This window comes from Falsirhodobacter algicola, from assembly GCF_018279165.1.
Lineage (GTDB): Bacteria > Pseudomonadota > Alphaproteobacteria > Rhodobacterales > Rhodobacteraceae > Falsirhodobacter > Falsirhodobacter algicola.
Genome location: NZ_CP047289.1, coordinates 1,750,011 through 1,775,344, shown reverse-complemented (window position 1 = coordinate 1,775,344; position 25,334 = coordinate 1,750,011). Strand labels below are relative to the sequence as shown.

28 protein-coding genes and 1 tRNA gene are annotated in these 25,334 nt (G+C 65.4%); 15 read left to right on the top strand and 14 right to left on the bottom strand.

The window, feature by feature from the left end:
• Nucleotides 1-72 precede the first annotated feature (72 nt).
• Both GR316_RS08845 and GR316_RS08840 read right to left on the bottom strand, forming a co-directional pair.
• Nucleotides 73-1,434: an LLM class flavin-dependent oxidoreductase gene (locus tag GR316_RS08845; protein ID WP_211783579.1), complete on the bottom strand. Its 1,362-nt coding sequence runs from the start codon at nucleotides 1,432-1,434 to the stop codon at nucleotides 73-75.
• A 63-nt stretch (nucleotides 1,435-1,497) separates the two neighbouring features.
• A complete protein-coding gene (locus GR316_RS08840) occupies nucleotides 1,498-2,007 on the bottom strand; it encodes a GNAT family N-acetyltransferase (RefSeq protein ID WP_211783578.1) in 510 nt (169 codons plus the stop codon).
• Nucleotides 2,008-2,094: 87 nt separating this feature from the next.
• Between GR316_RS08840 and GR316_RS08835 the strand changes: the two genes are divergently transcribed.
• Nucleotides 2,095-2,667, top strand: a complete 573-nt coding sequence (locus GR316_RS08835; protein ID WP_211783577.1) for a helix-turn-helix domain-containing protein — start codon at nucleotides 2,095-2,097, stop codon at nucleotides 2,665-2,667.
• A gap of 1 nt (nucleotide 2,668) precedes the next feature.
• On the opposite strand, the gene GR316_RS08830 is transcribed toward GR316_RS08835, so the two are convergent.
• Both GR316_RS08830 and GR316_RS08825 read right to left on the bottom strand, forming a co-directional pair.
• On the bottom strand, nucleotides 2,669-4,171 hold the full coding sequence (locus GR316_RS08830; protein WP_211783576.1) for an inorganic phosphate transporter: 1,503 nt from the start codon (nucleotides 4,169-4,171) through the stop codon (nucleotides 2,669-2,671).
• Between the two features lie 24 nt (nucleotides 4,172-4,195).
• The gene (locus GR316_RS08825; protein ID WP_211783575.1) at nucleotides 4,196-4,669 is read right to left on the bottom strand and encodes an NUDIX hydrolase; all 474 of its coding nucleotides are present in this window, start codon (nucleotides 4,667-4,669) and stop codon (nucleotides 4,196-4,198) included.
• Nucleotides 4,670-4,839: 170 nt separating this feature from the next.
• Here GR316_RS08825 and GR316_RS08820 point away from each other — a divergent pair, with 170 nt between their 5' ends.
• Complete coding sequence (locus GR316_RS08820; RefSeq protein ID WP_211783574.1) at nucleotides 4,840-5,238, top strand: rhodanese-like domain-containing protein; 399 nt, start codon at nucleotides 4,840-4,842, stop codon at nucleotides 5,236-5,238.
• Between the two features lie 7 nt (nucleotides 5,239-5,245).
• On the opposite strand, the gene GR316_RS08815 is transcribed toward GR316_RS08820, so the two are convergent.
• The 5 genes from GR316_RS08815 to GR316_RS08795 form a co-directional block, all read right to left on the bottom strand.
• Nucleotides 5,246-6,142, bottom strand: a complete 897-nt coding sequence (locus GR316_RS08815; protein WP_211783573.1) for an MBL fold metallo-hydrolase — start codon at nucleotides 6,140-6,142, stop codon at nucleotides 5,246-5,248.
• 15 nt (nucleotides 6,143-6,157) lie between these two features.
• The gene (locus tag GR316_RS08810) at nucleotides 6,158-6,574 is read right to left on the bottom strand and encodes a DUF6691 family protein (protein ID WP_211783572.1); all 417 of its coding nucleotides are present in this window, start codon (nucleotides 6,572-6,574) and stop codon (nucleotides 6,158-6,160) included.
• Between the two features lie 3 nt (nucleotides 6,575-6,577).
• The gene (locus GR316_RS08805; RefSeq protein WP_211785169.1) at nucleotides 6,578-7,009 is read right to left on the bottom strand and encodes a YeeE/YedE family protein; all 432 of its coding nucleotides are present in this window, start codon (nucleotides 7,007-7,009) and stop codon (nucleotides 6,578-6,580) included.
• A 142-nt stretch (nucleotides 7,010-7,151) separates the two neighbouring features.
• Nucleotides 7,152-7,241, bottom strand: a tRNA-Ser gene (locus GR316_RS08800).
• A 60-nt stretch (nucleotides 7,242-7,301) separates the two neighbouring features.
• Nucleotides 7,302-7,595, bottom strand: a complete 294-nt coding sequence (locus GR316_RS08795; RefSeq protein WP_249218844.1) for an ATP:cob(I)alamin adenosyltransferase — start codon at nucleotides 7,593-7,595, stop codon at nucleotides 7,302-7,304.
• A 196-nt stretch (nucleotides 7,596-7,791) separates the two neighbouring features.
• On the opposite strand from GR316_RS08795, the gene GR316_RS08790 reads away from it, so the two are divergent.
• The gene (locus GR316_RS08790) at nucleotides 7,792-9,453 is read left to right on the top strand and encodes a Mu transposase C-terminal domain-containing protein (RefSeq protein WP_211783571.1); all 1,662 of its coding nucleotides are present in this window, start codon (nucleotides 7,792-7,794) and stop codon (nucleotides 9,451-9,453) included.
• 5 nt (nucleotides 9,454-9,458) lie between these two features.
• Nucleotides 9,459-10,019, top strand: coding sequence for a TniB family NTP-binding protein (locus GR316_RS08785; RefSeq protein ID WP_211783570.1), 561 nt, complete (start codon nucleotides 9,459-9,461; stop codon nucleotides 10,017-10,019).
• On the opposite strand, the gene GR316_RS08780 is transcribed toward GR316_RS08785, so the two are convergent.
• Nucleotides 10,014-11,173 (bottom strand): IS3 family transposase gene (locus GR316_RS08780; protein ID WP_211783569.1). Its coding sequence is split into 2 segments (ribosomal slippage): nucleotides 10,014-10,924 and nucleotides 10,924-11,173, totalling 1,161 coding nucleotides; the frame shifts between segments, so codons are not numbered across the junction. The two genes, GR316_RS08785 and GR316_RS08780, sit on opposite strands and share 6 nt — an antisense overlap.
• On the opposite strand from GR316_RS08780, the gene GR316_RS08775 reads away from it, so the two are divergent.
• From GR316_RS08775 to GR316_RS08765, 3 genes are all read left to right on the top strand, one after another.
• Entirely contained in the window at nucleotides 11,139-11,612 is a 474-nt protein-coding gene (locus GR316_RS08775) for a TniB family NTP-binding protein (RefSeq protein ID WP_249218749.1), read from the top strand. The two genes, GR316_RS08780 and GR316_RS08775, sit on opposite strands and share 35 nt — an antisense overlap.
• Nucleotides 11,609-11,992 (top strand): hypothetical protein, encoded by a 384-nt coding sequence (locus GR316_RS08770; protein WP_211783567.1) that lies wholly within the window; start codon nucleotides 11,609-11,611, stop codon nucleotides 11,990-11,992. The genes GR316_RS08775 and GR316_RS08770 overlap by 4 nt, the downstream gene beginning before the upstream one ends.
• An 83-nt stretch (nucleotides 11,993-12,075) precedes the next feature.
• Nucleotides 12,076-12,648 (top strand): recombinase family protein, encoded by a 573-nt coding sequence (locus tag GR316_RS08765; protein WP_211783566.1) that lies wholly within the window; start codon nucleotides 12,076-12,078, stop codon nucleotides 12,646-12,648.
• Between the two features lie 224 nt (nucleotides 12,649-12,872).
• On the opposite strand, the gene GR316_RS08760 is transcribed toward GR316_RS08765, so the two are convergent.
• The gene (locus tag GR316_RS08760; RefSeq protein ID WP_211783565.1) at nucleotides 12,873-13,790 is read right to left on the bottom strand and encodes a LysR family transcriptional regulator; all 918 of its coding nucleotides are present in this window, start codon (nucleotides 13,788-13,790) and stop codon (nucleotides 12,873-12,875) included.
• Nucleotides 13,791-13,863: 73 nt separating this feature from the next.
• Here GR316_RS08760 and GR316_RS08755 point away from each other — a divergent pair, with 73 nt between their 5' ends.
• From GR316_RS08755 to GR316_RS08740, 4 genes are all read left to right on the top strand, one after another.
• Nucleotides 13,864-14,847, top strand: coding sequence for an aldo/keto reductase (locus GR316_RS08755; protein ID WP_211783564.1), 984 nt, complete (start codon nucleotides 13,864-13,866; stop codon nucleotides 14,845-14,847).
• Entirely contained in the window at nucleotides 14,844-15,230 is a 387-nt protein-coding gene (locus tag GR316_RS08750; protein WP_249218748.1) for a carboxymuconolactone decarboxylase family protein, read from the top strand. The genes GR316_RS08755 and GR316_RS08750 overlap by 4 nt, the downstream gene beginning before the upstream one ends.
• A gap of 22 nt (nucleotides 15,231-15,252) precedes the next feature.
• Complete coding sequence (locus GR316_RS08745; RefSeq protein ID WP_211783563.1) at nucleotides 15,253-16,440, top strand: MFS transporter; 1,188 nt, start codon at nucleotides 15,253-15,255, stop codon at nucleotides 16,438-16,440.
• Nucleotides 16,441-17,185: 745 nt separating this feature from the next.
• Nucleotides 17,186-17,707, top strand: coding sequence for a GNAT family N-acetyltransferase (locus tag GR316_RS08740; protein WP_211783562.1), 522 nt, complete (start codon nucleotides 17,186-17,188; stop codon nucleotides 17,705-17,707).
• 98 nt (nucleotides 17,708-17,805) lie between these two features.
• Here GR316_RS08740 and GR316_RS08735 read toward each other — a convergent pair whose 3' ends face one another.
• Nucleotides 17,806-18,807, bottom strand: a complete 1,002-nt coding sequence (locus GR316_RS08735; RefSeq protein WP_211783561.1) for a TonB-dependent receptor — start codon at nucleotides 18,805-18,807, stop codon at nucleotides 17,806-17,808.
• A gap of 192 nt (nucleotides 18,808-18,999) precedes the next feature.
• On the opposite strand from GR316_RS08735, the gene GR316_RS08730 reads away from it, so the two are divergent.
• The 3 genes from GR316_RS08730 (at nucleotide 19,000) to GR316_RS08720 (ending at nucleotide 21,647) form a co-directional block, all read left to right on the top strand.
• On the top strand, nucleotides 19,000-19,827 hold the full coding sequence (locus tag GR316_RS08730; RefSeq protein ID WP_211783560.1) for a glycerophosphodiester phosphodiesterase family protein: 828 nt from the start codon (nucleotides 19,000-19,002) through the stop codon (nucleotides 19,825-19,827).
• On the top strand, nucleotides 19,824-20,642 hold the full coding sequence (locus GR316_RS08725) for an inositol monophosphatase family protein (RefSeq protein ID WP_211783559.1): 819 nt from the start codon (nucleotides 19,824-19,826) through the stop codon (nucleotides 20,640-20,642). The genes GR316_RS08730 and GR316_RS08725 overlap by 4 nt, the downstream gene beginning before the upstream one ends.
• Nucleotides 20,643-20,723: 81 nt before the next feature.
• The gene (locus tag GR316_RS08720; protein WP_211783558.1) at nucleotides 20,724-21,647 is read left to right on the top strand and encodes a YHYH protein; all 924 of its coding nucleotides are present in this window, start codon (nucleotides 20,724-20,726) and stop codon (nucleotides 21,645-21,647) included.
• Between the two features lie 16 nt (nucleotides 21,648-21,663).
• Here the strand turns inward: GR316_RS08720 and GR316_RS08715 are convergent, their stop codons facing one another.
• The gene (locus tag GR316_RS08715; RefSeq protein ID WP_211783557.1) at nucleotides 21,664-22,602 is read right to left on the bottom strand and encodes a 2-hydroxyacid dehydrogenase; all 939 of its coding nucleotides are present in this window, start codon (nucleotides 22,600-22,602) and stop codon (nucleotides 21,664-21,666) included.
• A gap of 239 nt (nucleotides 22,603-22,841) precedes the next feature.
• Entirely contained in the window at nucleotides 22,842-24,200 is a 1,359-nt protein-coding gene (locus GR316_RS08710) for an FAD/NAD(P)-binding protein (RefSeq protein WP_211783556.1), read from the bottom strand.
• 322 nt (nucleotides 24,201-24,522) lie between these two features.
• On the opposite strand from GR316_RS08710, the gene GR316_RS08705 reads away from it, so the two are divergent.
• Nucleotides 24,523-25,332, top strand: coding sequence for a cupin domain-containing protein (locus GR316_RS08705; protein WP_211783555.1), 810 nt, complete (start codon nucleotides 24,523-24,525; stop codon nucleotides 25,330-25,332).
• Nucleotides 25,333-25,334: the final 2 nt, after the last annotated feature.

Sequence of the window (25,334 nt, the reverse complement as noted above, 5' to 3'; positions counted from 1 at the left end):
TGTCCCTTCGCTGCCGGGGGCCGGTATGGCCCCTGCGGCCGGTCCATACCAGCCCCCTATGGGGATCGCCCGTCAAGCGGTGCCGCGATGCCGCGCCGCCGGATGCTCGGCCGGAAGGCGGGCATGGCCGAACAGCTTCTCGCGGTAGGTCCCTTCGGCATAGGAGGTCTTGTAGGCGCCCTTTTCCTGAAGGACGGGGATCAGCAGGTCGATCACATCCTCGATCCCGGCGGGGCTGACGGTGCGCGACAGGTTGAAGCCGGCAACGCCGGTCTCCTCGCTCCAGCCGATCAGGGTGTCGGCGATCCGTTCGGCCGATCCGACCCAGGGGGCCTGACGGCTGCCCAGCACCATCTGCTCCAAAAGCTTGCGGCGGGTCCAACGCGGGCCGGCGGCCTTGGCCACGATGTCGATGTTGGATTGGATGGCCTCGCCCCGGCCGGTCTCGATCGGCTCGTCCAGGTCGAAGCGCGCCAGATCGATGCCGAGCGATGCCGCCGCATGCACCAGCGCCCCGTCCGAACTGACATAACGGCGGTACTCGGCGAATTTCTCTTGGGCCTCGGCCTCGGTCCGGCCGATCACCAGCGTCGCGCCGAGGAAGGGCTGCACGCTCTCGGCGCTGCGCCCGTTCGCGGCGGCGCGGGCGCGGATGTCGGCGATGATCGCGCGCACGTCGTCCTTCTTCTGACCGTTGAGGAAGATGCATTCGGCATGTTCCGCCGCGAATCTGCGCCCCCGGTCGGACGATCCGGCCTGATAGAGAACCGGCGTGCGCTGCGGCGAGGGGGCGCAGAGATGCATCGCCTCCACCGAATATTGCGGCCCGTGATGGCGGATCGCGCGCACCTTGGCGGGATCGGCGAACAGCCCGCGCGCCCGGTCCATGACCACCGCGTCATCGTCCCATGACCCTTCCCACAGCTTGTAGACGAGCTGCATGTATTCGTCGGCAAGGTCATAGCGGTCGTCATGGGCGATCTGGCCCTTCATCCCCATGGCCCGCGCCGCACTATCGAGATAGCCGGTCACGATGTTCCAGCCGATCCGCCCGCCCGTCAGATGATCGAGCGTGGACATCCGGCGCGCGAACAGGAAGGGCTGCTCATAGGTCAGGTTGCACGTCACCCCGAAGCCCAGATGCCGGGTGACGGCCGCCATCGCCGGAATGATGAGCGAGGGGTCGTTGGCCGGAACCTGCACCCCGCCGCGCAGCGCATCCCCCGGCCCGCCGCCGAACACGTCATAGACCCCGAGGATATCGGCAAAGAAGATGCCGTCGAACAGCCCCCGTTCGAGGCGCTGGGCATGCTCGGTCCAGTAGCGGATGTCGTTCATCCGGGTGGATTGATCGTCCGGATGGGTCCACAGGCCCTGCTGGATATGGCCGGGGCAGGCCATGTCGAACGCGTTGAGGCGGATCTGGCGGGGCATGGCATCCTCGGGCTTGTTCACTATGATGGATATATATCTACCATAGTGAACGGAGGCGCCCGGTCAAGCCCCGGTCAAAGGCAGCTCCATGCAGGTCAGATCGAGCCAGCGGTCGAACTTGCGCCCCGCCTCGCGGAAGGTGCCGACGGTGCGAAAGCCGAGCTTGCCGTGCAGGCCGATGGAGGCGGCATTCTCCGCCTCGATGCAGGCGATCAGGACATGCACGCCGCGCGCCTTGGCCGTGTCGATCAAGGCCCCCATCAGCGCGGTGCCGGTTCCCGACCGGGGGCGGTCCGCACGGACATAGACCGAATGTTCCATCGTGGCGCGGAAGCCGTCGATCACGCGCCATTGCCCATAGGTGGCATAGCCCAGAATCTCGCCGCCGCGTTCGGCCACGAGCACGGGATGCCCTTTGGCGATCTTGTCCTCCCACCACGCACGGCGATCGGCCAGATCGACCAGCCGTTCGTTCCAGATCGCGGTCGTATGCTGCACGGCATCGTTGTAGATCGACAGGATGACCGGCAGGTCATCGGCTTCGGCGTCGCGTATCCGCAGGGTATCGGCCATGATCTTATCCACTATAGTAGACTTTTCGTCTTGTATGACGCAGATATGTCCGGCGTCAACGGCCCCATCGGGCAGCAGGAGTGGATCATGATCGACACCGTGGATCAGCGCCTCGGCGCGCGGGTAAGGATCGAACGGGAAATGCGGGGCTGGTCGCTGACCGATCTTGCCGAACGTTCGGGCGTGTCGCGGGCCATGATCCACAAGGTGGAACGCGGCGGTGCCAGCCCGACGGCGACGCTGCTGGCACGGCTGGCGGGGGCCTTCGACATCAGCATGTCCACCCTGATGGTCCGCGCCGAAATGCAGGAGGGGCAGATCCTGCGCCACGCTGATCAGCCCGTCTGGGAGGATCCGCTGACCGGCTACACGCGCCGCCATGTGTCGCCGAAATCGGCCGCGCCCCTCGATCTGGTCTCGGTGGAGTTTCCGCCGGGGCGGGAGGCGCATTTCCCCGCCGCCGTCTATATGGACGGGCAGCACCTCGTCTGGGTGCTGGACGGCGCGCTCGTCTTCATCGAGGGGCAGGTGCGGCACGAGATGGCGGCGGGCGATTGCCTCGCCCTCGGCCCGCCGAGCGATTGCATCTTCCGCAACGAGACGGAGCGGCCCTGCCGCTACGCCGTCGTGGTGCTGCGCGGGGCGGGGGCCGCGCCCTAGATCAGCCCGCCTGCAGGTGCCGCAGCACGAGGAACACGGCGCCCGACACCAAGGCCGTCGCGGGCACGGTCACGATCCATGCGGCAATGATGGTCATGAAATGCGACCGGCGGACCAGCTTGCGGCGCTGGCGTTCCTCGGGGGCGACGCTGGGCAATTCGACCGTATCGGCCATCTGGCGCATCCGCCGCGCCTCCACCGCCTCGCGGAAGAAGCCGACGCCGAACACGCCGCCGATCGCGATATGGGTGGAACTGACGGGCAGGCCGAGGCCGCTGGCCGCGATCACCGTCGTCGCGGCCGACAGGGCCACGCAATAGGCGCGCATCGCGTTCAGCTTGGTGATCTGCGCGCCGACCATGCGGATCAGCCGCGGCCCGAACAGCATCAGACCGAGCGAGATGCCGAGCGCGCCGATCACCATGACCCAAAGCGGCACCGTCACCGCGCCGTTGCCATCCGTATGCGAGGTGATCGACACGATCGCCGCCAGCGGGCCGATCGCATTCGACACGTCGTTGGCGCCATGCGCAAAGCTCATCAGCCCCGCCGACAGCACGAGCGGCAACTGGAACAGCACCTTCAGCGACTTGTTCCGGTTCTCCAGCCCCTTGGATTGGCGGCGGATATAGGGTTTGGACGCGGCCCATGACAGGATGGCGCAGGCCACCCCCAGCAGCATCGCCTGCCCGAAGGAGATGGTGAAGAGATGCTTCAACCCCTTCAGCGCAAGGTATGTGCCGAAGGCCCAGCTCATCACCGCGATCAGGATCGGCACCCATGTGCGGGCGGCGGCGATCTTGTCGTCGCGGTCGATCACCAGACGGTGCACGACCCACAGCGCCCCGGCGGCCAGCGCCCCGCCCATCACCGGAGAGATCACCCAGCTGAGGGCGATGCGCCCCATCCCGCCCCAATCGACCGCGCCGAAGCCCGCCGCCGCGATCCCCGCGCCCGCGACGCCCCCCACGATGGCATGGGTGGTGGAGACCGGCGCGCCGAGCCATGTCGCAAGGTTCAGCCACAGCGCCGAGGACAGGAGCGCCGCCATCATCGCGATTACGAAGACCGCGCTGTCGGCGAAATTCGACGGGGCGACGATGCCGCTCGCGATGGTGCCGACGACATTGCCGCCCGCAATCAGCGCGCCCGCCGTTTCGCAGATGGCGGCCACGACCAGCGCCCCGGTCATGGTCAGCGCGTTCGCCCCCACCGCCGGGCCCATATTGTTGGCCACATCGTTCGCCCCGATGTTCAGCGCCAGATACGCCGCAAAGGCCGAGGCGACGACCACGATCAGGCTGCCCGCCCCGCCGCCCGCCACCAGCGCGGCCCATGTCGCCGCCAGCGCCACGAACACCATCGCCATGCCCACCGCCACCAAGGGCTGCGAGACATAGCTCGTCGCATATTCCACCCGCGAGATGCGGTTCAGGTCGCGGTCAAGAACCTGCCAGCCCGGCTCGGGCTGATGGCGCAGCCGCGGGTCGTTTCGATCAGTCATGGTATCAGTCCAGAAAAGGGTTGGTCAGGAGGGGGCGGTGATCAGCCCCGGGCATGTGCGCAGAAGTGCGGCAAGGTCCGGCTCCTGCACCAGCGTCGCGGCCTGTTCGGGGGGGAACCACGCGCGTTCGCGTTGTCCCGCCTCGGGGAAGGCATCCGCCAGTTGCGAGACGTGGATGGCGTAGACATCCACGAGCGTATGCACGGGCACCCCACCTTCCAGCCGCTTGTGATAGCTGTATTGGCCGATGCGCTCGGGGCGCGGCTCGATCTCGACGATGCCCGCCTCTTCCCATGCTTCCTCGAGGGCGGTGCCGGCGCTGTCGCGGCCCGCCTTGGGCCAGCCCTTGGGCAGGATCCAGCGCTTCGTTTCCCGCGAGGAGATGAGCAGCACCTCGATCCCGGTCTCCGCTTCGCGCCAGCACAGGGCCGCCACCTGAAACCGCGAGGGGCGGCGCAGGATCGGTGCGATGAAGTCGGTCCAGATCTGTCGCAGCATGCAATGGCCCCCAGTCATGTTCGCGGTAACAGCACGCGCCGGATTGAGCGAGCGCAAATGTCATGAATATGACATATAAGGCGCAGCGCCGCAAAGTGGCGAAGGCGTGTATGCTTGACGCATGGGGGCCGGGGGGTAAGCTTCGTCGGAACCTTGGGGAAACGACGGCGATGACGTTCGATCAGTTGCGATATTACCAAGCAAAGCTGGCCTATGAGATGGACAGCGCGGACCTGTTTCAGGCCCTTGACGCAGGGCAGGGAAGGATCGTCGTGGTGGATGGCCGCGCCCCGGCCGCCTTTGCGCACGAACATGTGCCGGGGGCGATCAATCTCTGGCACAAGGACATCTGCACCAATACGACCCAGCATCTCGATCCGGGGCTGACCTATGTCTGCTACTGCGACGGGATCGGGTGCAATGCCTCGACGAAGACCGCGATGAAGCTGCTGACGTTGGGATTTGCGGTGCGCGAATTGATCGGCGGGCTCGACTGGTGGATCCGGGACGGATACGCCACCGAAGGCGCCGCCGCCCGTGCCGGCACGGCGGCGGTGTGCGGCTGCTAGGCCGCGATCAGAAACGGTTCGCCGGGATCTTGAAGTAGCTGTTTCCGTCCGCCTCCACCGGCAGGCGGCCACCGCGCAGGTTGAACTGCAGCGCGTGCAGCATCCGGTCCGGCAGCTTCAGCGTGGCATCCCGCGCCTCGCGCAGGGCGATGTAATCGGCCCTGCCGGTGCCGCCCGCCAGATGCGTGTTGCGGGCCTTCTGCTCGGCCACGGTGCTTTCCCATGCGGGCCCATCCCGGCCGGGCGCGCCGTAATCGTGGCCGACGAAAATGCGGTGATCATCCGGCAGCGCAAGGATGCCCATCAGCGAATCGTACAGCATCGCCGCCGATCCGCCGGGGAAATCGGCCCGCGCGGTGCCGCTGTCGGGCTGCATGAAGGTGTCGTGGGCAAAGACGGCATCCCCCACCACATAGCTGACCGATCCCAGCGTATGTCCGGGGGAGAGCATGACGCGTACCTCCATCCCCCCGATGCGCAAGGTGTCCCCATCGGCGAGGAGCCGGTCGAAATCGGCCTTGGGATCGAACGCATCGGGCAGGTTGTAGAGCGTGCGCCACAGTCCCGCGATCTCCTCCACCTTTGCGCCGATGGCGGTGGGCGCGCCGCTCCGCTCGGCCAGATAGGCAGCGGCCGACAGGTGATCGGCATGGGGATGCGTGTCGAGGATCCATGCGAGGTTCAGCCCCTCGCGCGCGATCCAGTCCAGCGCCCAATCGGCATTGGTGGTGGAGATGCGCGCCGCCTTCGGATCGAAGTCGAGCACGATGTCGATGAGCGCGCAGGCCTTCGTCGCTGGGTCGATGCAGATATACTGGCAGCTTCCCGTGGCCTTGTCGTGAAACCCGACAACCGTCGGGCTTTGCGGCCCGCGGGACGGGCTGATCGCGCTGGGTATCGTCATGGATGTCTCCTTCGATTATCCCCGTGCCGGGGCGATGAGGCGGCGCAGTTGAAAGCCGCCGATGACCGCCGCAAGAAACAACGCGACCTCCCACCGCCCGGTGCCGAGCGCCGGGATCGCCGCCCCCGGGCAAAAGCCCGCGATGCCCCAGCCGATCCCGAACAGCGCCGAGCCGCCGACCAGACGCGCGTCGATCGCCGTTCCCTGCGGCAGCAGGAAGCGCCCGCCGAAGAGCGGCGTGCCGCGCCGCCAAACGAGGCGGTAGCCGATGAAGGTCACGATCACCGCGCCGCCCATGACGAAGGCAAGGCTTGGGTCCCAGTGGCCGGCGATGTCGAAGAAGGCGAGGACTTTCGCCGGGTCCATCATGCCCGACAGCGCGATGCCCGCCCCGAAGACGATCCCCGTAAGCAATGCGAAGAGGTGTTTCATGGATCAGCCCCCGAAGACATGGCGGACGAGGAAGACGGTGATCGCGGCCGTCGCCATGAAGGTCGGCACCGCTACCATCGAGCGGACCGACAGCCGCGACAGCCCGCATACCCCATGCCCCGAGGTGCAGCCCGATCCGAGGCTGGCCCCGAAGCCCACGATCACGCCCCCGACGACGATCATCCCCGGACCGATCGGCACCGTCAGCGTCGGCATCCGCCCAGTGACGGCATAGATCAGGCCGGGGGCAAGGATCATCCCGGCGATGAGGGCGAGGCGCCAGCCAAGCTCCGCTCGGTTCTCGGCGAAGACCATGGCCGACAGGATGCCCGTCGCCCCGAAGATCCGGCCAAGCCCAAGCATCAGAAGCACGGCCCCCAGCCCGATCAGAAGGCCGCCCCCAAAGGATGCGACCGGCGTGAAGGCAGGGGTCAGGTCGGTCATGGGCAATCTCCGGATCGGTTGCCTATGATCTAGACCATCTTGGGGATCGTTGCAGCGATCCCGTCACCGATCGGGCATATTCCTGCCGGAGGTTTGCGCGGGGATGCCGGGTGCGATCGTCTTGGGCTGATTGTGGCGGAGAGAGAGGGATTCGAACCCTCGAGACGGTTCCCCGCCTACACACTTTCCAGGCGTGCGCCTTCGACCACTCGGCCACCTCTCCGACTCGGTCCGTCTACCGCATTTCTCGGATGAAGAACAAGATGCATTTTTCGCGCTGGGCCTAGGGCAGGCTGCGCGTCCGGTCCCATATGCGCTCCGGTATGCCTTGCAGGCGGGCGGCGGTGCGCGCGGCGACGAAGAGGAGGTCGGACAGGCGGTTCAGATAGACCATTCCCGGCCCGATCCCCCCGGCGGTCAGAAGGCGCCGTTCGGCCCTGCGGCAGACGGTGCGGGCGACGTGCAAGGCGGCGATGCCGGGGGAGCCGCCGGGCAGGATGAACTCCTTCAGCGGGGGCAGGGCGGCGTTCCATTCGTCCACCATACGCTCCAGCCGGGCAACGTGATCGTCGCTCAGTTGCGGCGTGCCGGGGATGGACAGGGCACCGCCCAGATCGAACAGTGTCGTTTTTCATAAATAGGTTCAGCACTGGCCATTGTTTTCATTGACACGCGCTTGTCACAAAAGACTTCAATACTGATCACCAGACAGTTCGGTGCGTTGCAAGACCGTCAGACACCGGTTCAGCGCGTTGCAGGAGGCAGGATCGGTCATGGATCTGGAATCCGTTCCGAAAGACGTATGGCGGAAAGCCGAGGAACGGGCGGTTCTGCTTCGGCCACTTGCCGCGCTCCATGAAGCACCAGCGCATCTTGTCCGCTCTGCAGCGATTGATCTGAAAATTTCCGAACGTTGGGCTTACAGGCTGATCCGCCGGCTTCGTGAAGAAAACGGCGCGGTCACGGCGCTCTTGCCGCGCGATGGCCGCGGTGCTCCGCGCAAGACGCGGATCGCGGGGGATCGGGAAGCGATCATCGGTCATGTCATCGAAGGCCGCTATCTCAAACGGCAGAAAGCGCGCCCCTCGGAAATCGTGAGGGTGGTTCAGGTCGAGTGCCGCAAGGCGGGCATTTCGCCTCCGAGCGAAGCCACGATCAGGCGACGGGTTAACCGGATCGACAAGGGTGTCGCGTCACGGCTCCGCGAAAGTGATCCGGGAACAAAGCCGATCCTCGGCGCGCCCCCGATCCCGAAATACCCGCTCGACGTCGTGCAGATTGATCACACGCCGGTCGATGTCATTTTGGTCGATCCGTTCGAGCGTCTGCCAATCGGGCGACCATATCTGACGGTTGCGATCGACGTGATGAGCCGGATGATCGCGGGCTTCCATCTTAGCCTTGATCCCCCTTCCGCCGCGAGCGTCGGCCTGTGCCTCGCCCACGTCGCCGACGGTAAGAAAACCTGGATGACCGCGCGCGGCGTCACGGATGTGGAGTGGCCGATTGCGGGAAAGCCAAAGAAGATTGGCGTGGACAATGCCGGCGAGTTCCACTCGCAGGCTTTCGAGCGCGGGTGCGCGCAACATGGCATTGAGATCGACTGGCGACCGCCAGGGCAACCTCAGTTCGGTGGCATTGTAGAGCGTGTGATCGGCACCCTCATGCGGCGCATTCACCAGTTGCCGGGCACGACATTTTCCAACACCGCACAGCGCGGCACATACGACAGCGAAAGACAGGCCTGCCTGACCCTTGAAGAACTGGAACGCTGGCTGACGGTTGCGATTTGCAAAGACTATCACCTGTCCGGGCATCGTGGGTTGGACGGGGCCACACCTCTTGCCCGGCTGGAGGAAGGTTTCGTGGCCTTGAGCCGATCTGGCGGCAGCATCGCCATCCCGCGTGACATGCGCAGCTATCTGATCGATTTCCTCCCGGTTCTGCGTAGGACGTTGCAACGCGATGGATTCACCGTAGATCATATCCGCTATTTCTCGAACGCCCTGAAACCGTGGATCGTCTCGCGCGACGTTCGGACGGAGGGACATCTGATCCTGCGCCGCGACCCACGAGACCTCTCGCGTGTATATGTTCTCGACCCGTTCGACGGTTCCTGGCTTGAAGTGCCGTATCGCACACTCTCCCGACCGTCGATCACGCTCTGGGAACATCGGGCAGCGCGGCGACGTGCCCAGGAACGCAATGCGGCGACCGTGGACGAGGACGCCATTTTCGCCGCATTCGAGGAAATGCAGGAGATTGAGCGCAACGCGGCCCGGCTTTCCAAGAGCGCCCGCCGCCGTCGGTCGCGGCCGGTGCTGGATTGGCAGTCTCCATCGGTATCCAGATCGCAGGCGGCAGACCCGGCGGAGCTCTTGCGCAACGAACCCGACGGTCCGCCGCGACCATTCACAGATATAGAGGAGTGGTAGCGACGATGGAGCATCTTCGGCCAGAAGCCCGGCGCATCGCGGAAATGCCCGCAGTCGAGCGGCTCGGTTTTCTCGCGACCGACCGCTGGATCGGCTATTCCCGGGCACAAGATGCCCTAAAACGCATGGGGATGCTGATTGCGACGCAACCCGGCCGTGTCCGACCGCAGAACATGCTGATCGTCGGGCCGAGCAACAACGGCAAATCGACCATTGCCGAGAAATTCCAGCGCCAGCACCCCCGGCTAAGTTCGGAAGAAAGGGACCGACACATTTTTCCGGTCCTCGCGGTCCAGATGATGCCGGACGTTACGACACCACGGTTCTACGCACAATTGCTCGATGCATTGGGATCACCTTTCGGGAAGTTGCGGCAGACGGATCGGCGAAACGCTGTGACGCTGAACCTTATGCAGGCCTGCGGTGTGCGGCTTCTTCTCATAGATGAGTTGCACAACCTGCTCTGCGGCCCGTCATCGCGGCAGCGCGAGATTCTGGGGCTTATCCGATATCTGGGAAATGAGCTTCGCATCCTGACCTGCATCCCACTGGTCCCTCATTCATAACGAGAGTCTGCAGTTTGGATTTCGGTATTCGGCTTGGTCATCTTTCGCAAGCGCGCCGGGCGCGAAGCCCTCAAATTGCTCAAGCGTCCGGCGCGCTTGCTGCGGCGTCTGGTTGGCCAGGGACGAGTGTGGCCTGATCGTGTTGTAGTCGTAGCGCCAGAGCGCCAGCTTTCGCCGTGCGTCGTCCAAGCTGTCGAAGATTTCTTCGTTGAGTAGCTCGTCCCGCAGGCTGCCATTGAAGCTTTCGACGAAGGCATTCTGCTGGGGCTTGCCTGGGTCGATGTAGTGCCACGGCACCTCGTTCTCGTCGGCCCATTTGAGGATGGCCCGACTGGTGAACTCGGTGCCATTGTCACTGACGATGCAACCCGGCTTGCCGTAAATCCGGATCAGGGAGCTGAGTTCCCGGGCGACACGCGCCCCTGACAGGCTGGTGTCCGCGACGAGGCACAGGCATTCCCGGGTGCAGTCATCAATCACCGCCAGGATCCGGAACTTCCGCGACGCGCCAAAGCTGTCGGACACGAAGTCCAACGACCAGCGCGCGTTGGGCCACGCGGCAACCGGCATCGGCGTCCTCGTGCCGCGCGCCCGTTTCAGGCCTCGCCGTCGTTTCACCGAAAGCCCTTCCTCGCGATAGATGCGATACAGCTTCTTGTGGTTCATGATCATGCCCTTGCGTTCCAGCAGGACCCCGATCCGGCGATACCCGAACCGACGCCGCTTGCCGGCGATCTCCTGCATCTCTTGGCGGATATCGGCACTGTCCGGCGGGCGTTCACGCCGAACGGTCTTGGGATCGACACCAACCAGCCTACAGGCCCGGCGCTGCGAGATGTCATGATCCCGCATCACCCGGAGCGCCGCATCTCGCCGCTTCGTCAATGTCGTCAGTTCTTTCCCAGCAGGTCTTTCAACACGACATTGTCCAGCATGGTGTCCGCAAGCAGGCGCTTCAGCTTGGCATTCTCGTCCTCAAGGGCCTTTAGCCTGGCAGCCTCGGACACCTCCATGCCGCCATACTTGGCCTTCAGCTTGTAGAACGTCGCAGTGCTCAGCCCATGCCTACGGCACACTTCCGCAGTCGGCATCCCGGCCTCCTGCTCCTTGATCATTCCGATGATCTGCGCCTCGGTGAAACGGCTCTTTCTCATAAGTCTGCTCCTTCAGAGTTGGCGCAGACTCTACATTAAGGTGAGGGATTTCGCGGGGGGCAGGTCAATCCCCATCGTCGCGCTTGGGACCAAGGATGCGTGGTTGGCCCTCCGGTTGGACGACCAGCTCGAAAACCGCTTCCAGCCATTTTTGCTATCGAGATGGGGTGACGATTCCGAGACCGGACGCCTGCTGGCCAGCTTTGAAACGGTGATCCCTCTGCGTGAGCCGTCCGGTCTCGGCCTGCCCGCGTTGCGCAGGCTGATCGTGGAGCGATCGGAGGGCCTGATCGGGGAAATGCACCAGCTTCTTTCGAGCGCAACAGCACATGCGCTGATGGAGGGGCGGGAACGCATTGAGGAATGCGACTTGATGAACTGTTTTTTCCAAGCACCCTCCCACCGGCGGCAGATGATGGAACGGGAGCTTCGAGCATGAAGCCAGAACCGACCTGGCCGCTGCACCCGCCACCGGGGGAGGTCGATACTCTGCGTCAATACGTCCAAAGTCTTGCCCGCTGTTATGGCGTTCCCTTCGAGAGTTTCTGCTTTTACGCCCTGAACATTGCGCATTACGACGAAGAGGCACGCTCTTTCATTCGGCCGACAGAGGACGTGCTGGAGCGCCTGTCCGTCGGCCTCGGAATGTCGATAGACGATTTGCGCATGTTCGAAGAACGCCGCCGACGGAATCTTGCGCGGTTATGGGCGGAGTTCGAAGAGTGGATAGCCACGCCGGAAGGCCGGCAGAGATATGCGTGGGCTTTTCAACCGAGATCGCAACATTTGGGCACACTCATAGGAGACATACCGATGTGACAGCTTGAAATGTCACAAATGAGTGGCGCAACAGTCATTGTGACAGTATCAGGAATATAGCCACCCTAAAGTGACATTTCTCCATGCCCAAGATCGGTTACGCCCGCGTCAGCTCAACAAGTCAGGACCTTGAGATCCAGAAAGCCAAACTTAAGGCGGCAGGGTGTGAAATTCTCCGCGCCGAAACCGGCTCCGGAGCGTCCCGTGACGGTCGCACCGAACTGGCAACCGTCCTGGAGTTTTTGCGTGCAGGTGACGAGTTGGTCGTTCATCGCCTCGACCGCCTTGGGCGGTCCACCCGAGACGTTCTGAATCTGGTGCATGAGTTGGATGCGAAGGGCGCGTCGTTACGTATCCTTGAACCCGAGGTGACGACGGCGGGCGACATGGGGCGCATGGTGATCACTGTCCTCGGCATGGTCGCCGACATGGAGCTGAAGTTCATTCGCGACCGCCAACGCACAGGGATCGAGGCCGCGAAGGGCAAGGGGATCTACAAGGGGCGTCAGAAGAAGGTCGATGACGCTGAAATTCAGAGACAGGCTGCAGCGGGCACATCCAAAGCCCAGATTGCCCGAGACCTGGGGGTTTCGCGCATGACCATATACAGGGCGCTGGATACAGGAAATACCAAAGCGGACGCAGACCCGGATTAGGTCCGCTGGCAGCTATCAGGACGATAGTGTGAATTCGCTACGCCTACGCCTACGCTGCTGTCCCCGGAGGCCCATTGCCCGGCCAACGCATCTTGGAGACTCCAGATTTCCGCCTGCGGAATCTTTGGAAAATTTTGCAAATGTGTTTTTCAAATTCGGAATGCAGCAGAGCGCGGTACCCGCGGCCGCGGCGGTGAGACCGTGATGCGCCGGGAACGGCCTGGTCAGTATCCGCGCAGACGTGTCCGGTTGGCGGACACAATCTCGACCAGAAAGTCCGCCAGCGTTCGGATGCGTGGAGATTGCGCCAAGTTCGATTGCATCACTAAGTAGATCGGCTGATCGATCCCGATATCGCTCTCCAGACACTCAAGGCCCGCATCCCGTGCGAGAAAATGGGGAAGCACCGCCATGCCCAGCCCGGCCCGTGTCGCCGCCACTTGGGTAGAGAGCGACGTGGTCGTCAGAGCCGGCTGCCGACCCCGAAGAACCCGTTCGACCCACTGGGCCGCCGGCAGGTGTGAGTGGGCGTCGCCCCAGGTGATAATCTCGTCGCCCTCATAGGCACCCCCGTGGGTGTCAACGCTGCGTGTCTCGACATAGGACGGCGCGGCATAGAGGCCGTAGCCCAAGGTCCCGAGGCGCTTGATCGTCACGTTGCCGCGTTCGGGCTTGACCATGCGAACGGCAAGATCCGCGTCACGGCGGTGGACGTTCACGGTTACGATGTCGGTGACCACTTCCACCATGAGCCTGGGATGGAGGCGTCGGAACTTCGGCAGTGCGGGTAGGATCAACCCGTTAGCAAGGTTTTCGGCCGTGGCGAGGCGAACCCGTCCGGTCAGTTGGGGCTCCCGGCCTCCAGTACTCTCGAAGGCGAGCGCGGCTTGTTCGACTGCCTCTCCGCGATCGAGCAACTCGCTGCCTTCCTCGGTAAGCTGATAACCCGATTGCTGACGCACGAACAGCGGAATGCCAAGTGCGTCTTCCAGGCGATCTACCCGGCGCGACAGCGTTGCGATGCCGATGCCGAGCGCGTCGGCCGCAGCGGTCAGCGTCCCGTGCCGGGCCACTGCAAGGAACGCACGAACGTCGTCCCAGATGATCGGCCGTCGGGGTCGATTTCCGGAAATGGAAATCATGTTCTCTCAATTGGCTACATTTTCCATTCTTCCCGTGTGCCATGTATCAGGTTGCACGAACAAGGAGAATATCATGAGAAAGCGTGCCCTTGGGCGGGACTTCAAGGTCTCGGCAATCGGTCTGGGTTGCATGGGGATGAGCGAGTTCTACGGCCCTCGCGACGACACCGAGTCAATGGAGGTCCTGTCCCGCGCGGTCGATCTGGGAATCGACTTTCTCGACACGGCCGACATGTACGGACCCCACCACAACGAAGAGCTGATCGGGGCCTTCCTGCGCGAGACCGGTGCCGATGTGCGGGTTGCCACCAAGTTCGGAATCGTCCGGCGTCCCGGCGAATACAAGCGCAGCCTTGACAACGCGCCGGACTACGCCCGGACGGCCTGCGAAGCCTCATTGCGGCGTCTCGGGATCGAGCAGATCGATCTCTACTACGTCCACCGCGTCAATACCGATCAGCCGATCGAGGAGACGATGGAGGGGCTCGCACGGCTGGTCGAGGACGGAAAGATCGCGCGCATCGGTCTATGCGAGGTCAGTGCCGAAACGCTGCGCCGCGCCCATGCTGTGCATCCGGTGACGGCTGTGCAAACGGAGTACTCCCTGTGGTCTCGCGGCGTCGAGGCGGAGATCCTCCCGACATGCCGCGAGTTGGGGATCGGCTTCGTGCCCTACTCCCCGCTCGGCCGCGGCTTCCTGACGGGGCGGTTCCAGTCGTCCGCAGAGTTCGGAAAAGGCGACTTCCGCTCTGGGTTGCCGCGCTTTGCGGACGAGGCGATGGGCCAGAACCGTCGCATCGCCGACGTCATCGGGGAGATGGCGGCCGAGAAATCCTGCACTCCTGCTCAGCTCTCGCTGGCCTGGCTCTTGGCCAAAGGCGACGACATCGTGCCTATCCCGGGAACCAAGCGGCGCGCTTATCTCGAAGACAACGTCGGCGCCGTAGAGGTCGCGATGGAAGATGCGGACTGCCGGCGCCTCGAAGAGGCGATCTCGCAGCTCCCCATCGTCGGGGAACGCTACACGCCGGAAGGCATGAAGGGAGTGAACGCATGACAGGTATGCCTGCCGGCCGCCGGGCTGCCGCGCTGGCCCTTCTGGAGCGGCTGGAAGCGGGTGCGCCCGACCGCGTGGACGCAAATCTCACTGACTTCGACAGCGATGCGACCGAGATCATTCTGGGCTTCGCCTTCGCGGACGTGGTGTCGAGGCCGGGCATCGACCTGAAGACGCGGGAGATGCTGACCGTCGCGATGCTGGCCTCGATGGGGACAGCCCCCGGCCAGCTCGACTTCCACATGCGCGCGGCGATGAACACTGGGGTCTCGCGCCAGGAGATCGTTGAGATCGTCTACCAAGTGGCCGTGTATGCCGGGGTTCCGGCCGCCATGAACGCCATGACTTCCGCGAAGAAGGCCTTCGCGGAGGCGCCTGAATGACCCTGCGCTCAGGAGTTTCCAAATGATAAATCACATTGACCGCGCATCGCCGCGTGACTGGTTCGCCGTCGCGGCCCTCGGTGTCGGCAGCTTTTCCATCGTGACCGCCGAACTCGCTCCGATCGGCCTGCTCTCTCTGATCGCCGGCGATCTCGGCGTGACGACCGCGACGGCCGGCTTGGCCGTGACGCTCTACGCCTGGATCGCAGTCGCGGCTGCGCTCGCATCAGCGGTCTGGCTGGGAGCGGCCCCGCGACGCCCGATGCTGGTGGGTCTCATGATGATCCTGGGGGGATCCGGGGTCTGTGCAGGCTTCGCGGAGTCCTTTTCGTGGCTCATGGGCGCGCGTATCCTAGGCGCTTTGGCGCACGGCGCCTTTTGGGCCATGATCGGAACCCTCGGCGCGCAGCTTGTCCCTGCACGACAGGTCGGCGTGGCCACTTCGATCATATTCGGCGGGGTTTCGGTCGCCAGTGTTCTGGGTGTGCCGCTGGCGAGTTTCATCGGGCTGGAACACGGCTGGAGAACGGCATTTCTGGCCATCGGCGTGCTGTCCGTTCTTGTCGCTGCGGCTCTGAGGATGACCGTCCCGGATGTTTCCGGATCGGGACGTGTCGGGGTCCGCTCGCTCTGGCGCATTCTGGCGATCCCTGCGTTTCAGCGCATCTTCGTGGCGACCCTCTTCGCGATCACGGCACACTTCATAGCGTTCACGTACATCGAGCCGTTCCTGTCGAGCGAAATCGGCTTGGCGGCTGGATGGGTCGCGCCACTGCTATTCCTTTTCGGACTGGCGGGGGTGGCGGCCAATTTCCTGACTGGCGCCTTGATCGACACGCGGCTCAAAACGGTGGTCACCATGGCCCTGCTTTCCGCCTGCATCTCTCTCGGCGCGCTTGCGTTGGTCGGAGACGTCTTGGGCTTGGTCGGCACTGCAATGGCGCTCGTTTTATGGGGCGGCGCGTTCGCTGCGATCCTGGTCGGCCTCCAGACCTGGGTGCTCAAGGAGGCTGGCGAAGACGCCCTTCAGGCCTCGGCGATCTATGTAGCGCTGTTCAATGGCTCAATCGGCTTCGGCGCCGCTATCGGGTCGACGCTGCTGTCGCTGACGGGCCTTTCGGGAATGTTTCTCATCGCCGCCGCGCTGGTGGTCATCGCCCTTATCGCGACGGCGGCCCTTCGAGAGCCCGATGCCGTTCCGGCTGAGTGAGCTTGAGACACGGGGCGGCTGCGAGCCGCCCCGGCCGGTTACTCAGCGTCTTTCAGCACGGGGTTCTGAATCTGAAAGCCCATAGACCGGCAAAACACGGCATTGCCATGACAATCACCATGATGGGACAGCTGAGTGAGGCGCATCCAGCAGCGCACACGGGTCGTCTGCGGCCTATAACAGCGCCGCCATGGTCAGGTCTGGACCCAAACGGACACCACGCAGCGATTGTAGCGCTCCACCGGAGCCGTCATTCGCGCGTAGCACAGCATCTGGTAAATTGGGCTCGATCCAGCTTTTGTCGAAATCTGCCTGAACGATAGCTTTTTGTGCTGCGGGTGTTCACTGAGCACCTTACGACAGAATGCTGAATTTATTTGTGGAAAACGACACTAGTTTCTGAACATATGTCTTCTAGGTGTGCAGAAACGACCGTTTTTGTCCCGCGCTGAAAGCTGCCGCTCGTTACAGAAGCTTCACTTGTCCAAATACGGCTCCCCGGGTAAGCGATGGTCATGATGGGTCGCGATAAAACATCTCTTTTTGGCCATGATGACGGCCTCGGTATGAACGGCGCCGGGTAAATCAGTCGCCGCCCGGCGTCGCGAGGTCTGGACTGCGACGACCACCATCATGAGTACCCGCCCTGTTCCACCATCTAGCCTCGCAGCGTGCTTTTGCATGTGTGTGGATTAGGTCCGGGAAAGACCACGCCTAAGGCGTTGGCCATGCAATGATCATGACCATGAACAATACTCGCACTCTTCTTCGATCCTACGACGAGGCCGAAATTGATGACCTGTGCCAACTGGAGCGTGCAGCGCATCGGCGCTACCTTTCACTGAAAGGCTACGAAAAATTTGCGGCGGCTCCAGCGATTAACCCCGAACGTTTCAGAACCGGGACTACAATGGTGGCCGAGCACGCCGGACGCCGAGCAGGCTATATCATCGTGCAGCCGCTTGATGACATGCTCTACATTGCAAGCCTTATGGTCGATGACGGGATGTCAGGCAAAGGCATCGGGCAGCGGTTGCTTGGATGGGCAGAGGACTACGCTTATGCCGCTGGCGTTTCGGGGACATGTTTAGCTACCTTCCGTATCCCGAGGTGGAACGCCCCTTGGTATAGGAAGCTCGGTTATGCAGAGATGCATGAAAGTCGGATTGGGCCGAGCCTACAGGCCATCCTTGATCGCCATGCAACGTTCCTAGACATGACAACTCGGATCGCCATGTGGAAGCCAACACACGCTCCCCTCGAGTGACGGCTTAGGGCTCCTTCAAGCCGTTCGCGGCGGTCTGCGCGAACGGCTGCTTCGACGCTGCGGCCGTTCACTGAACCGTCTGTGACAGGCTGCTGAACTTATTTGTGAAAAACGACATCCAGACCATAGCTGAGGCGGTAGCGCGCCGCCTGCGTTTCCCCGCGCGTCGTCTCCGTCCCCTCGGATGCCTGCCGATAGACCGAATCCCGGATGTCGATCCGGTGCAGAAGCTGCCCGTCCAGCGCCGAAAGCTCGCCCCAGAGGGCGGTTTGCGTTTCCCGCCGCTGGCCCCGCAGGCTCGGATCGTCATCGACGAAACCGGCGGCATCCGTGACCGTGGGCGCGAAGGTGAGGGGATCGTAGCCGTAATCCTCGCGGTCATAATCGAAATCTTCGTCCGACCAGCGCAGCGCGGCGCCAAGGCGCAGTGCATCGGTGGCCTGCCAATCGCCCGCCAGATGCGCCGTCCGGCGGTGCAGGCCGTCGCGTTCCCCGCCATCGCCGGACTGATCGAACCCCCGATCGTCCACGCGCGAAAGGTTCAGCGACAGCCCGCCCCCGGCGCTGCGCTGGCTGACCGTGCCGGAGGCGGAGAGGCCGTTCCCGACCTCGATCGTGGCGCCATGGTGCAGGCCCGGCGCGCCGCGATCGGTGATGATGTTGATCACCCCGGATGCGGCATCGGCGCCGTAGAAGGTCGATTGCGGGCCGCGCAGAACCTCGATCCGCGCGATCCCGGCGATGGGAAGGTTCGAGAGGACGTAATCGCCCGACCCGCCCCCCGCCTCCACCCCGTCGATCAGGATTAGGGTCTGGCGCGCCTCGCCGCCGCGAATGCGGATTTGGGTGAAATTGGCGCCGCTGCTGGCGACCGAGACCCCGGGGACGCCGCGCAGCGCATCCTCCACCGTGGCGGCGCCCCGGGCGGCGATGTCGGCGGCGGTCAGCACGGTGCTGGCGCGGCCATAGCCCTCTGCCGGGGCTGGTGTCAGCCCGGCGGAGACGACGATCTCACCAAGCGGGATCGCATCCTGCGCGGCGGCGGCAAGGGGGATGGGGGCAAGGGCGGTGCCGACGATCAGGCGGCGGAGAATGGGCATGGGGCGCGGTCCCTCCTGCGCGGAAATGGCCGGGACCCGCCACCGGCCGGTCCGTCCGAGGCTGCGGCACATCGTTCCACCCTGTCAAGCTGGGCATTGATCCTCAACTGTTTCGATTGTCATATAACTTTGCATTGCGCCCCCCGCGGGGCGGCGGCAGATGAGGCCCATGACGGAAGGAACAACGATCCCGTGCACAGCTACCGCACCCTGCTTGCCGCCCATCCTGCGGGCGCGGCCGTGATTGCCCATCGGGGCGCATGGCACCGCGCCCCCGAGAACAGCCTCGCCTCCATCCGGGATGCCATCGCGCTGGGCTGCACGGCGGCATCGGTGGATGTGCGCGGCACGCGGGACGGCCATCTGATCCTGCTGCGCGATGACACCGCGCTGCGGATGACGGGCGCGGCGCTGCGCCCCGCTTGGTCGACGCTGGCCGAGATGCGGGCCCGCCCCCTGTTCCGGGCCGATGGTGCCACGCGCCGAACGACGGCCGAGCGTGTGCCCACGCTGACCGAGGCGCTGGATCTGGCCCGCGGGCGCATCGCGCTGGAACTCGATCTGCGCGATCCCTCCCTTTTGCCGAATGCGGTCGCCTGCGTGCAGGCCGCCGGGGCCGAAGGGTTCGCCGCATTGCGGATGCAGGTCGGATCGACCGCCGATGTGCGCCGTCTGGCCCGGTTGCAGCAGGACAGCGGCATCGCGGTGGTGGCGGTGGCGCGCGCAGGGCAGGGCGGGCTGCCGGAGGCGCTGCTGCATCATCCGCCCTTCATGGTGGATCTGGAGTTTCAGCGGCTGGAAGATCTGCGCCCCGCCGCCCGCACCCTGCGCCGCGCGGGCATCGCCGTCCGTGTCGGCACCGTGGAGGGCAGCCGCCCCGCAGGCCTGACGGACCGCGATGCGCGCTGGGCGGGGGATGCGGTCTGGGGCCAGCTTCTGGCCGCCGGGGTCGGCGCGATCCAGACCGACGAACCGGCGCGCCTGCGCGGCTGGTTGCGGGCCGTGGGTGTGGCGGCATGAGCTTTGCGCTGCCCGACCTTCTGACGGTGGAGCGGCTGGCCCGCGATGTCGCCGCCCGCATCATCCTGCCGCGCTTCGGCGCGTTGGCGCAGTCGGAGATCCGCGCCAAGACCGCGCCGGACGATCTGGTGACCATCGCCGACACCGAGGCCGAGGCCGCGCTGACCCGCGATCTGCGCGCCGCCTTTTCCGGCGCCGCCGTGACCGGCGAGGAGACGGCGGTGGACGGCTTCGACTATGCCGCCGATCCGCTGCTCTTCGTGATCGACCCGGTGGATGGCACATGGCCCTTCGCCCATGGGCTGCCGATCTTCGGCACGATGGTCGCCGTTCTGCGGCACGGAGAGGCGATCGGCGGCGTCATCCATTATCCCGTCACGCAGGACAGCCTGCTGGTTCTGCGCGGCGGCGGGGTGCACCGTCTGGATGCCGGGGGGCAGATGTCCCGCCTTGCGCCGCTGTCGCAGACGGCGCGGCTGGAGACCGCACTTCTGCCGCTGTCGCAGCACGATGCGGCCGGGCGGGTGCGGCTGGCCGCGGCGTTCGGGGCGGTGTCGCGGATCGTGACGATACAATGCTCGGCGCTGGAATACCGGATGCTGGCCGAGGGGCAGGCCGATATCTGCCTCTCCACCGGGCTGAAGCCGTGGGATCATCATGCGGGGCAGTTGATGCTGGCCGAGCTCGGCGGGTTCGCCGCGACGGAGGATGGACGCCAATGGCCCGATGTGCGCCCCGAGGATCATCTTTTGTCCGCCGCAAACCGCGCCAGTTGGGAACGGGCGATGGCCTGCCTTCGGGGCCGGGCGGACTGACATCACGCCCGCGTGCGACGGATCGGGGCGGCTGGCCCGTATGCGTTGACAGACATGTCATCGCAACGAAGGACGCATCCCATGCCCCGAGCCCTTTTTCCGCGCCTGATCCTGATCGCCAGCGTCGCCGTTCCCGGCCCGACCGTCTTTGCCCACGAACTTCCGGTCGGCGACGGTAAGGTGACGGACCACCCCGAAGCGGGAAACGTCTATGCCTGCAATCAGAACTTCCGCGGCAACGGGGCGCGCCATGTGGGCGACTGGTTCCACGGCGACACATGGGACCCGCTGGCCAAGCCCCATGTCCGGGGCGAGGTCAGTTGGCCCGACGCCTCCTTCTCGGCGACCTATGGCGCGGACGGGCTCGATGTCGCCTCCAACGGTCTTCCGGTCGGGGTGCCCACGGGCGAGTTTCCCATCGCCAAGGATGACCCCGTCTATGCCTATGACACGAATCCCAACGCGATCCGCGAACAGCCGCTGCAGTTCACCATTCCCAGCGCCCCCGTCATCGCCGATACGCCAAGCTGCCTGTCGATGGGGATGATCGGCTTCACGGTCACGGGGGTCGCCTTCTACAACGCGCTGGACGATGCGGGGCGCGATGCCGCCGCCCATGAGGTGCAGGATGTCTGCGATGGCCACCCGCAGGGTCAGGGGCAGTACCATTACCACAGCAGCTCCCCCTGCCTGCCGGGCGCGCAGAGCAACACCGTCGTCGGCTGGGCGCTGGACGGTTTCCCCATCCTCGGGATGGTGGATGCCGATGGCCGCACGCTGAGCAACGACGACCTCGACGCCTGCCATGGCCGCGAGGAGGACGTGGTCATCCAAGGCCATCGTTACAGCTATGCCTATCGGCTGACGCCCGAATATCCCTACACGCTCGGCTGCTTCACCGGGCAGCTTCAGGCCGAGACGGTGCAGATGATCCGCAAGGCCATGGGCCCGCCCGGCAATCCGAACCGCCGCCCCCGGAATGCCGAAGGGCCGCGGCCGGACTGATCTGCGCCCGGCCCGGTCAGGGCTGCGCCAGTTCCGGCACCGGGCTGTGCAGCGGGGCGCCCCCAAGATGCGCCTCGATGTTGCGGAGGATCAGCGCCGCGCTTTGGTGCTGAACGTCGGAGGCGAGGCCCGCGACATGCGGGCTCAGCACCACGGCGGGATGGGCGCGCAGAGCGTCCGGGACGTTCGGCTCCTCCTCGAAGACGTCGAGGGCGGCCCCGGCGATCCGCCCGGCCTCCAGCGCCGCGATCAGGACCGGCGTGTGGATCAGCGACCCGCGCCCGACATTCACCACATACCCCTCGGGGCCGAGCGCATCGAGAACCGCGTCCGTCACGGCGTGATGCGTGGCGGGTCCGCCCGGCGCGGCCAGCAGCAGCACGTCCGAGTGCTGCGCCAAGGACAGGATGTCGGGATGGAAATCCCATGGCAGGTCCTTGGGGCTGCGGCTGCAATAGGCGACGCGCATGCCCAGCGCCTCGGCCATGGGGGCGGTGCGCTGGCCGATGCCGCCCATCCCGAAGACGCCGAGCCTTTGGCCCGATACGAGGCGCGTCGTGCCCACATCCCCGCGCCACGTTCCCGCCCGGACCGAGGCATCGAACCGGCAGATCCGGCGGACGGAGGCAAGGATCATGCCCAGCGCATGTTCGGCCACGGCCTGCGCATTGATCCCTGCGGCATGGGTGACGGCGATGCCGCGTGCCCGCGCCGCCGCGACATCCACCCCCTCATACCCCGTGCCGACCGCGCAGACGAGCGAGAGCGCCGGAAGCATCGCCATCTCCGCCTCGGTCAGGCCGACCGTGCCGTTGGTGACGACGACGCGGGCCTTCGCGCGAACCTCGTCGGACAGACCCTCCAGCCCGTTCCACCCGTCATGGGTCGTGAAATGCGCCGAGAGGGCGGCCTGAAAGATGGGGCCTTCCACACGAAAGATGATGTCGCAGGTCATGGGATCCTTTCTGAAGCGCCGGTGGGTCCGGTCATGATGGGGCAGACGGGGCCGGTTCGGCCGCGAAACGGGTCGGGCCGACGCGCCTGCGCGCCGCGAGGCGGCGCATCGGTCTTGGGGGGGGGATACATCACCGCCATGCCCGAGCGATGTCCTGCCAGCCCCGCCGCCATCTCGCAAGGGCGGAGTGGGCACATGCGTGCGGCCCGGCCATCGGTGAGGGCGACGATGCGCTGCGGTTATGCCGGTCCGAAGGAGGGGGCGGTGCCCTGATCCTGGGCCTCCAGCACCGCGGCCAGCCGCGCGGCCTGATCGCGGATGTCGGGCACGGCCGTGATCTCCCAGAAGGCGGCGCGGGCGACGGGGCCGAGGGCGAGGATGCGCTCCGCCGCCTGTCCATCCGCGCCGATCAGGCGGCTGGCCGCGTCGACCGACAGGCCGATGCGCAGCGGGTCCATCCGGGCGGTGCCGCGCCGCAGCAGATCGCGGATCAAGGCGGAGCCATGGGTTTCGGGATCGCGCAGGATGCCGCGGCAATCGATGATGCGGGCCGCGCGGATGCGGCGCGACTGTCCGCCGGCATGGCGGATGCGGGCGATCCGGTCGGCGCCCTCGCGCTCCGTCCCCTCGAACGCGGCGCGCTGGATCACGAGCTGGCCGCGATCCAGCGCGCCCTGCAGCAAGCTGGCCGAGGCGGGGGGGATGCGGTGGCGGTGCACGCCCCACCACGTGGCGGCATGGCGCAGGAAACGGCGGCGCTGCGCCTCGGACATGCCCTGCCAGATGCGCTGGGCCTGCGGGCGGATCGCATCCACCGCATCCTGCCAGCGGCCGCCTTCGGCCTCGATGCGGCGGGCGAAGGCACGGGCCCACTGCAGCAGGGCGCTGACCTCGGCGCCGATCGGGGGATGGGCGGGGGGCGGGCGCGCCCCGGCCGCCGCATGGGGCAGCGGCAGGCGCCCGCGCCGCGACACCGCGATGATCGTGCCGCGATGCCCCGCCGCCAGCAGCGACAGCACCTGATCCACCATGCTGAGGCCGGAGCCGACGATCACCACATCGCCCGCCGCCTCCATATCCGCGCCGAACGACCACGCGCCGTCCAGATCCGGCCCCGCCTCCGGCACGGCATGGCCGGTGGCGAGGATCGCCCGATCGGCCCGCAGCGCCGGATGCCCCGGCAGATGCGCGATGATGCCGTGGGGGCATGGCTCCAGCGCCGTCACCTCGGCCTGCAGGATCGTCAGCCGCGCCGTGCCGTCCCACGGGGCCAGCACTTGGCCCAGATAGCGGCCATAGCTCGCGCGGTCGGCAAAGGCGTCGGGGCAAACGGCCCGCCCCTCGCGGTGCAACCAGTCCAGAAAATCGTCGGGACGGTCGGCAAAGGCGCTCATCCCTTGGGCGCGGGTGTTCAGAAGGTGGTTCGGGTCGGTGGTGGCATAGGCGATGCCGCAGCCGGTGCGCGCCCCCCGTTCGATCAGCGTGACGCGGGTGCCGGGCCGCATCAGGACATGGGCCGCCATGATAACCCCGCTGGCACCGCCGCCGATGATCAACACATGGCGCGGTGCGCTGGGACAGGGGGGATCGTCGGGCATGGGCGGCTTCCTTCGGGGGGCTTCGGGGATGCTCGCCGCGCAGGCGGGGCAAATCAATGCCCGCCGCCCCCGCCGCCGCGCATTTGGAACCCAGCCGTCGCGCAGCCCCCGCGCCGGAGAACGCCATTCCCCCGCCGCGTACGATCTGCACAAAGGCCCATCGCACGGGGGGCCGCGGCGGCACCCTTCGGCCAAATTTTCGGCGCTTGCGCGTATTTCGCGAGGTTAATGATTTTTTCCTTGGGGGAAACCGGCCCGGCCCATGGAAACCTGCGCGGCGGAGGGCCGGGCACGCGCCCTTCTCAACGACAGGGACATGAACATGAAACACTATCTGGCTTTTGCCGCCGTGATGGCGGCCGGCCCCGTATGCGCCCAAGACGCACCGAGCGTCGCCGAGCAGCAGATGGCCGAACACGGGCATTTCATCACCGCCCAGCAACCCTATCAGCAGGCGACGCAGATCCCCTACGTCACCAGCCCGTTCGCGCCGTCCAAGACGATGCCCGAGGCCTGCGCGAATGCGACGGTGGAGGCCTATATCTCCAAATGGGAAAGCGGCGAGATCGATTTCGACAGCATCGCCCCGGATGACAGCATCCCCGAATCGCGTCGCGGCTGCCTGACCTTCGACGCGGACGGCAATATCACCGAAGCGGCGCAATGCAGCCTCGAGAATGCGCCCGTCGGCTATCTGTGGAAGGAACTGAGCGATTGGCCGGTGACGATCGGCATCACCAACGGCAAGCCTTCGGATCACAACCCCCACTTCCACGGGCAGCCCGAATGCTATTACGCGGTGTCGGGCCGGGCGCGGACGCTGGCGCAGGGGCAGTATCAGTGGATGGAGACGGGGGACTATTTCTACATCCCCGGCAACACGCTGCACAACACCCCGATCGAGGATCCGACCGGCTTCGGCGTTCTCTACTGGTATCCCGACAACGGCCATTTCGACGGCTTCAAATATTACTGGCGCAAGGATGTCGAATACCTGCGTCCGGCCGAAGAAGCCTTCGACGAGGTGGACATCATGCGCAAGGCCGCGATGGGGCTGGGCAGCTACGGCACCAACGAGGAGTATTTCGAGCAGAAGGTCGAGGAATACGACGAGGCCCACAAGGCGGAGTGACC

What these genes read in the sequence shown, in the direction of transcription:
- GR316_RS08845 (WP_211783579.1), bottom strand. Translation starts at nt 1,434, where the DNA reads ATGCCCCGCCAGATCCGCCTCAACGCGTTCGACATGGCCTGCCCCGGC.
- GR316_RS08840 (WP_211783578.1), bottom strand. Translation starts at nt 2,007, where the DNA reads ATGGCCGATACCCTGCGGATACGCGACGCCGAAGCCGATGACCTGCCG.
- GR316_RS08835 (WP_211783577.1), top strand. Translation starts at nt 2,095, where the DNA reads ATGATCGACACCGTGGATCAGCGCCTCGGCGCGCGGGTAAGGATCGAA.
- GR316_RS08830 (WP_211783576.1), bottom strand. Translation starts at nt 4,171, where the DNA reads ATGACTGATCGAAACGACCCGCGGCTGCGCCATCAGCCCGAGCCGGGC.
- GR316_RS08825 (WP_211783575.1), bottom strand. Translation starts at nt 4,669, where the DNA reads ATGCTGCGACAGATCTGGACCGACTTCATCGCACCGATCCTGCGCCGC.
- GR316_RS08820 (WP_211783574.1), top strand. Translation starts at nt 4,840, where the DNA reads ATGACGTTCGATCAGTTGCGATATTACCAAGCAAAGCTGGCCTATGAG.
- GR316_RS08815 (WP_211783573.1), bottom strand. Translation starts at nt 6,142, where the DNA reads ATGACGATACCCAGCGCGATCAGCCCGTCCCGCGGGCCGCAAAGCCCG.
- GR316_RS08810 (WP_211783572.1), bottom strand. Translation starts at nt 6,574, where the DNA reads ATGAAACACCTCTTCGCATTGCTTACGGGGATCGTCTTCGGGGCGGGC.
- GR316_RS08790 (WP_211783571.1), top strand. Translation starts at nt 7,792, where the DNA reads ATGGATCTGGAATCCGTTCCGAAAGACGTATGGCGGAAAGCCGAGGAA.
- GR316_RS08785 (WP_211783570.1), top strand. Translation starts at nt 9,459, where the DNA reads ATGGAGCATCTTCGGCCAGAAGCCCGGCGCATCGCGGAAATGCCCGCA.
- GR316_RS08775 (WP_249218749.1), top strand. Translation starts at nt 11,139, where the DNA reads ATGATCTGCGCCTCGGTGAAACGGCTCTTTCTCATAAGTCTGCTCCTT.
- GR316_RS08770 (WP_211783567.1), top strand. Translation starts at nt 11,609, where the DNA reads ATGAAGCCAGAACCGACCTGGCCGCTGCACCCGCCACCGGGGGAGGTC.
- GR316_RS08765 (WP_211783566.1), top strand. Translation starts at nt 12,076, where the DNA reads ATGCCCAAGATCGGTTACGCCCGCGTCAGCTCAACAAGTCAGGACCTT.
- GR316_RS08760 (WP_211783565.1), bottom strand. Translation starts at nt 13,790, where the DNA reads ATGATTTCCATTTCCGGAAATCGACCCCGACGGCCGATCATCTGGGAC.
- GR316_RS08755 (WP_211783564.1), top strand. Translation starts at nt 13,864, where the DNA reads ATGAGAAAGCGTGCCCTTGGGCGGGACTTCAAGGTCTCGGCAATCGGT.
- GR316_RS08750 (WP_249218748.1), top strand. Translation starts at nt 14,844, where the DNA reads ATGACAGGTATGCCTGCCGGCCGCCGGGCTGCCGCGCTGGCCCTTCTG.
- GR316_RS08745 (WP_211783563.1), top strand. Translation starts at nt 15,253, where the DNA reads ATGATAAATCACATTGACCGCGCATCGCCGCGTGACTGGTTCGCCGTC.
- GR316_RS08740 (WP_211783562.1), top strand. Translation starts at nt 17,186, where the DNA reads ATGAACAATACTCGCACTCTTCTTCGATCCTACGACGAGGCCGAAATT.
- GR316_RS08735 (WP_211783561.1), bottom strand. Translation starts at nt 18,807, where the DNA reads ATGCCCATTCTCCGCCGCCTGATCGTCGGCACCGCCCTTGCCCCCATC.
- GR316_RS08725 (WP_211783559.1), top strand. Translation starts at nt 19,824, where the DNA reads ATGAGCTTTGCGCTGCCCGACCTTCTGACGGTGGAGCGGCTGGCCCGC.
- GR316_RS08720 (WP_211783558.1), top strand. Translation starts at nt 20,724, where the DNA reads ATGCCCCGAGCCCTTTTTCCGCGCCTGATCCTGATCGCCAGCGTCGCC.
- GR316_RS08715 (WP_211783557.1), bottom strand. Translation starts at nt 22,602, where the DNA reads ATGACCTGCGACATCATCTTTCGTGTGGAAGGCCCCATCTTTCAGGCC.
- GR316_RS08710 (WP_211783556.1), bottom strand. Translation starts at nt 24,200, where the DNA reads ATGCCCGACGATCCCCCCTGTCCCAGCGCACCGCGCCATGTGTTGATC.
- GR316_RS08705 (WP_211783555.1), top strand. Translation starts at nt 24,523, where the DNA reads ATGAAACACTATCTGGCTTTTGCCGCCGTGATGGCGGCCGGCCCCGTA.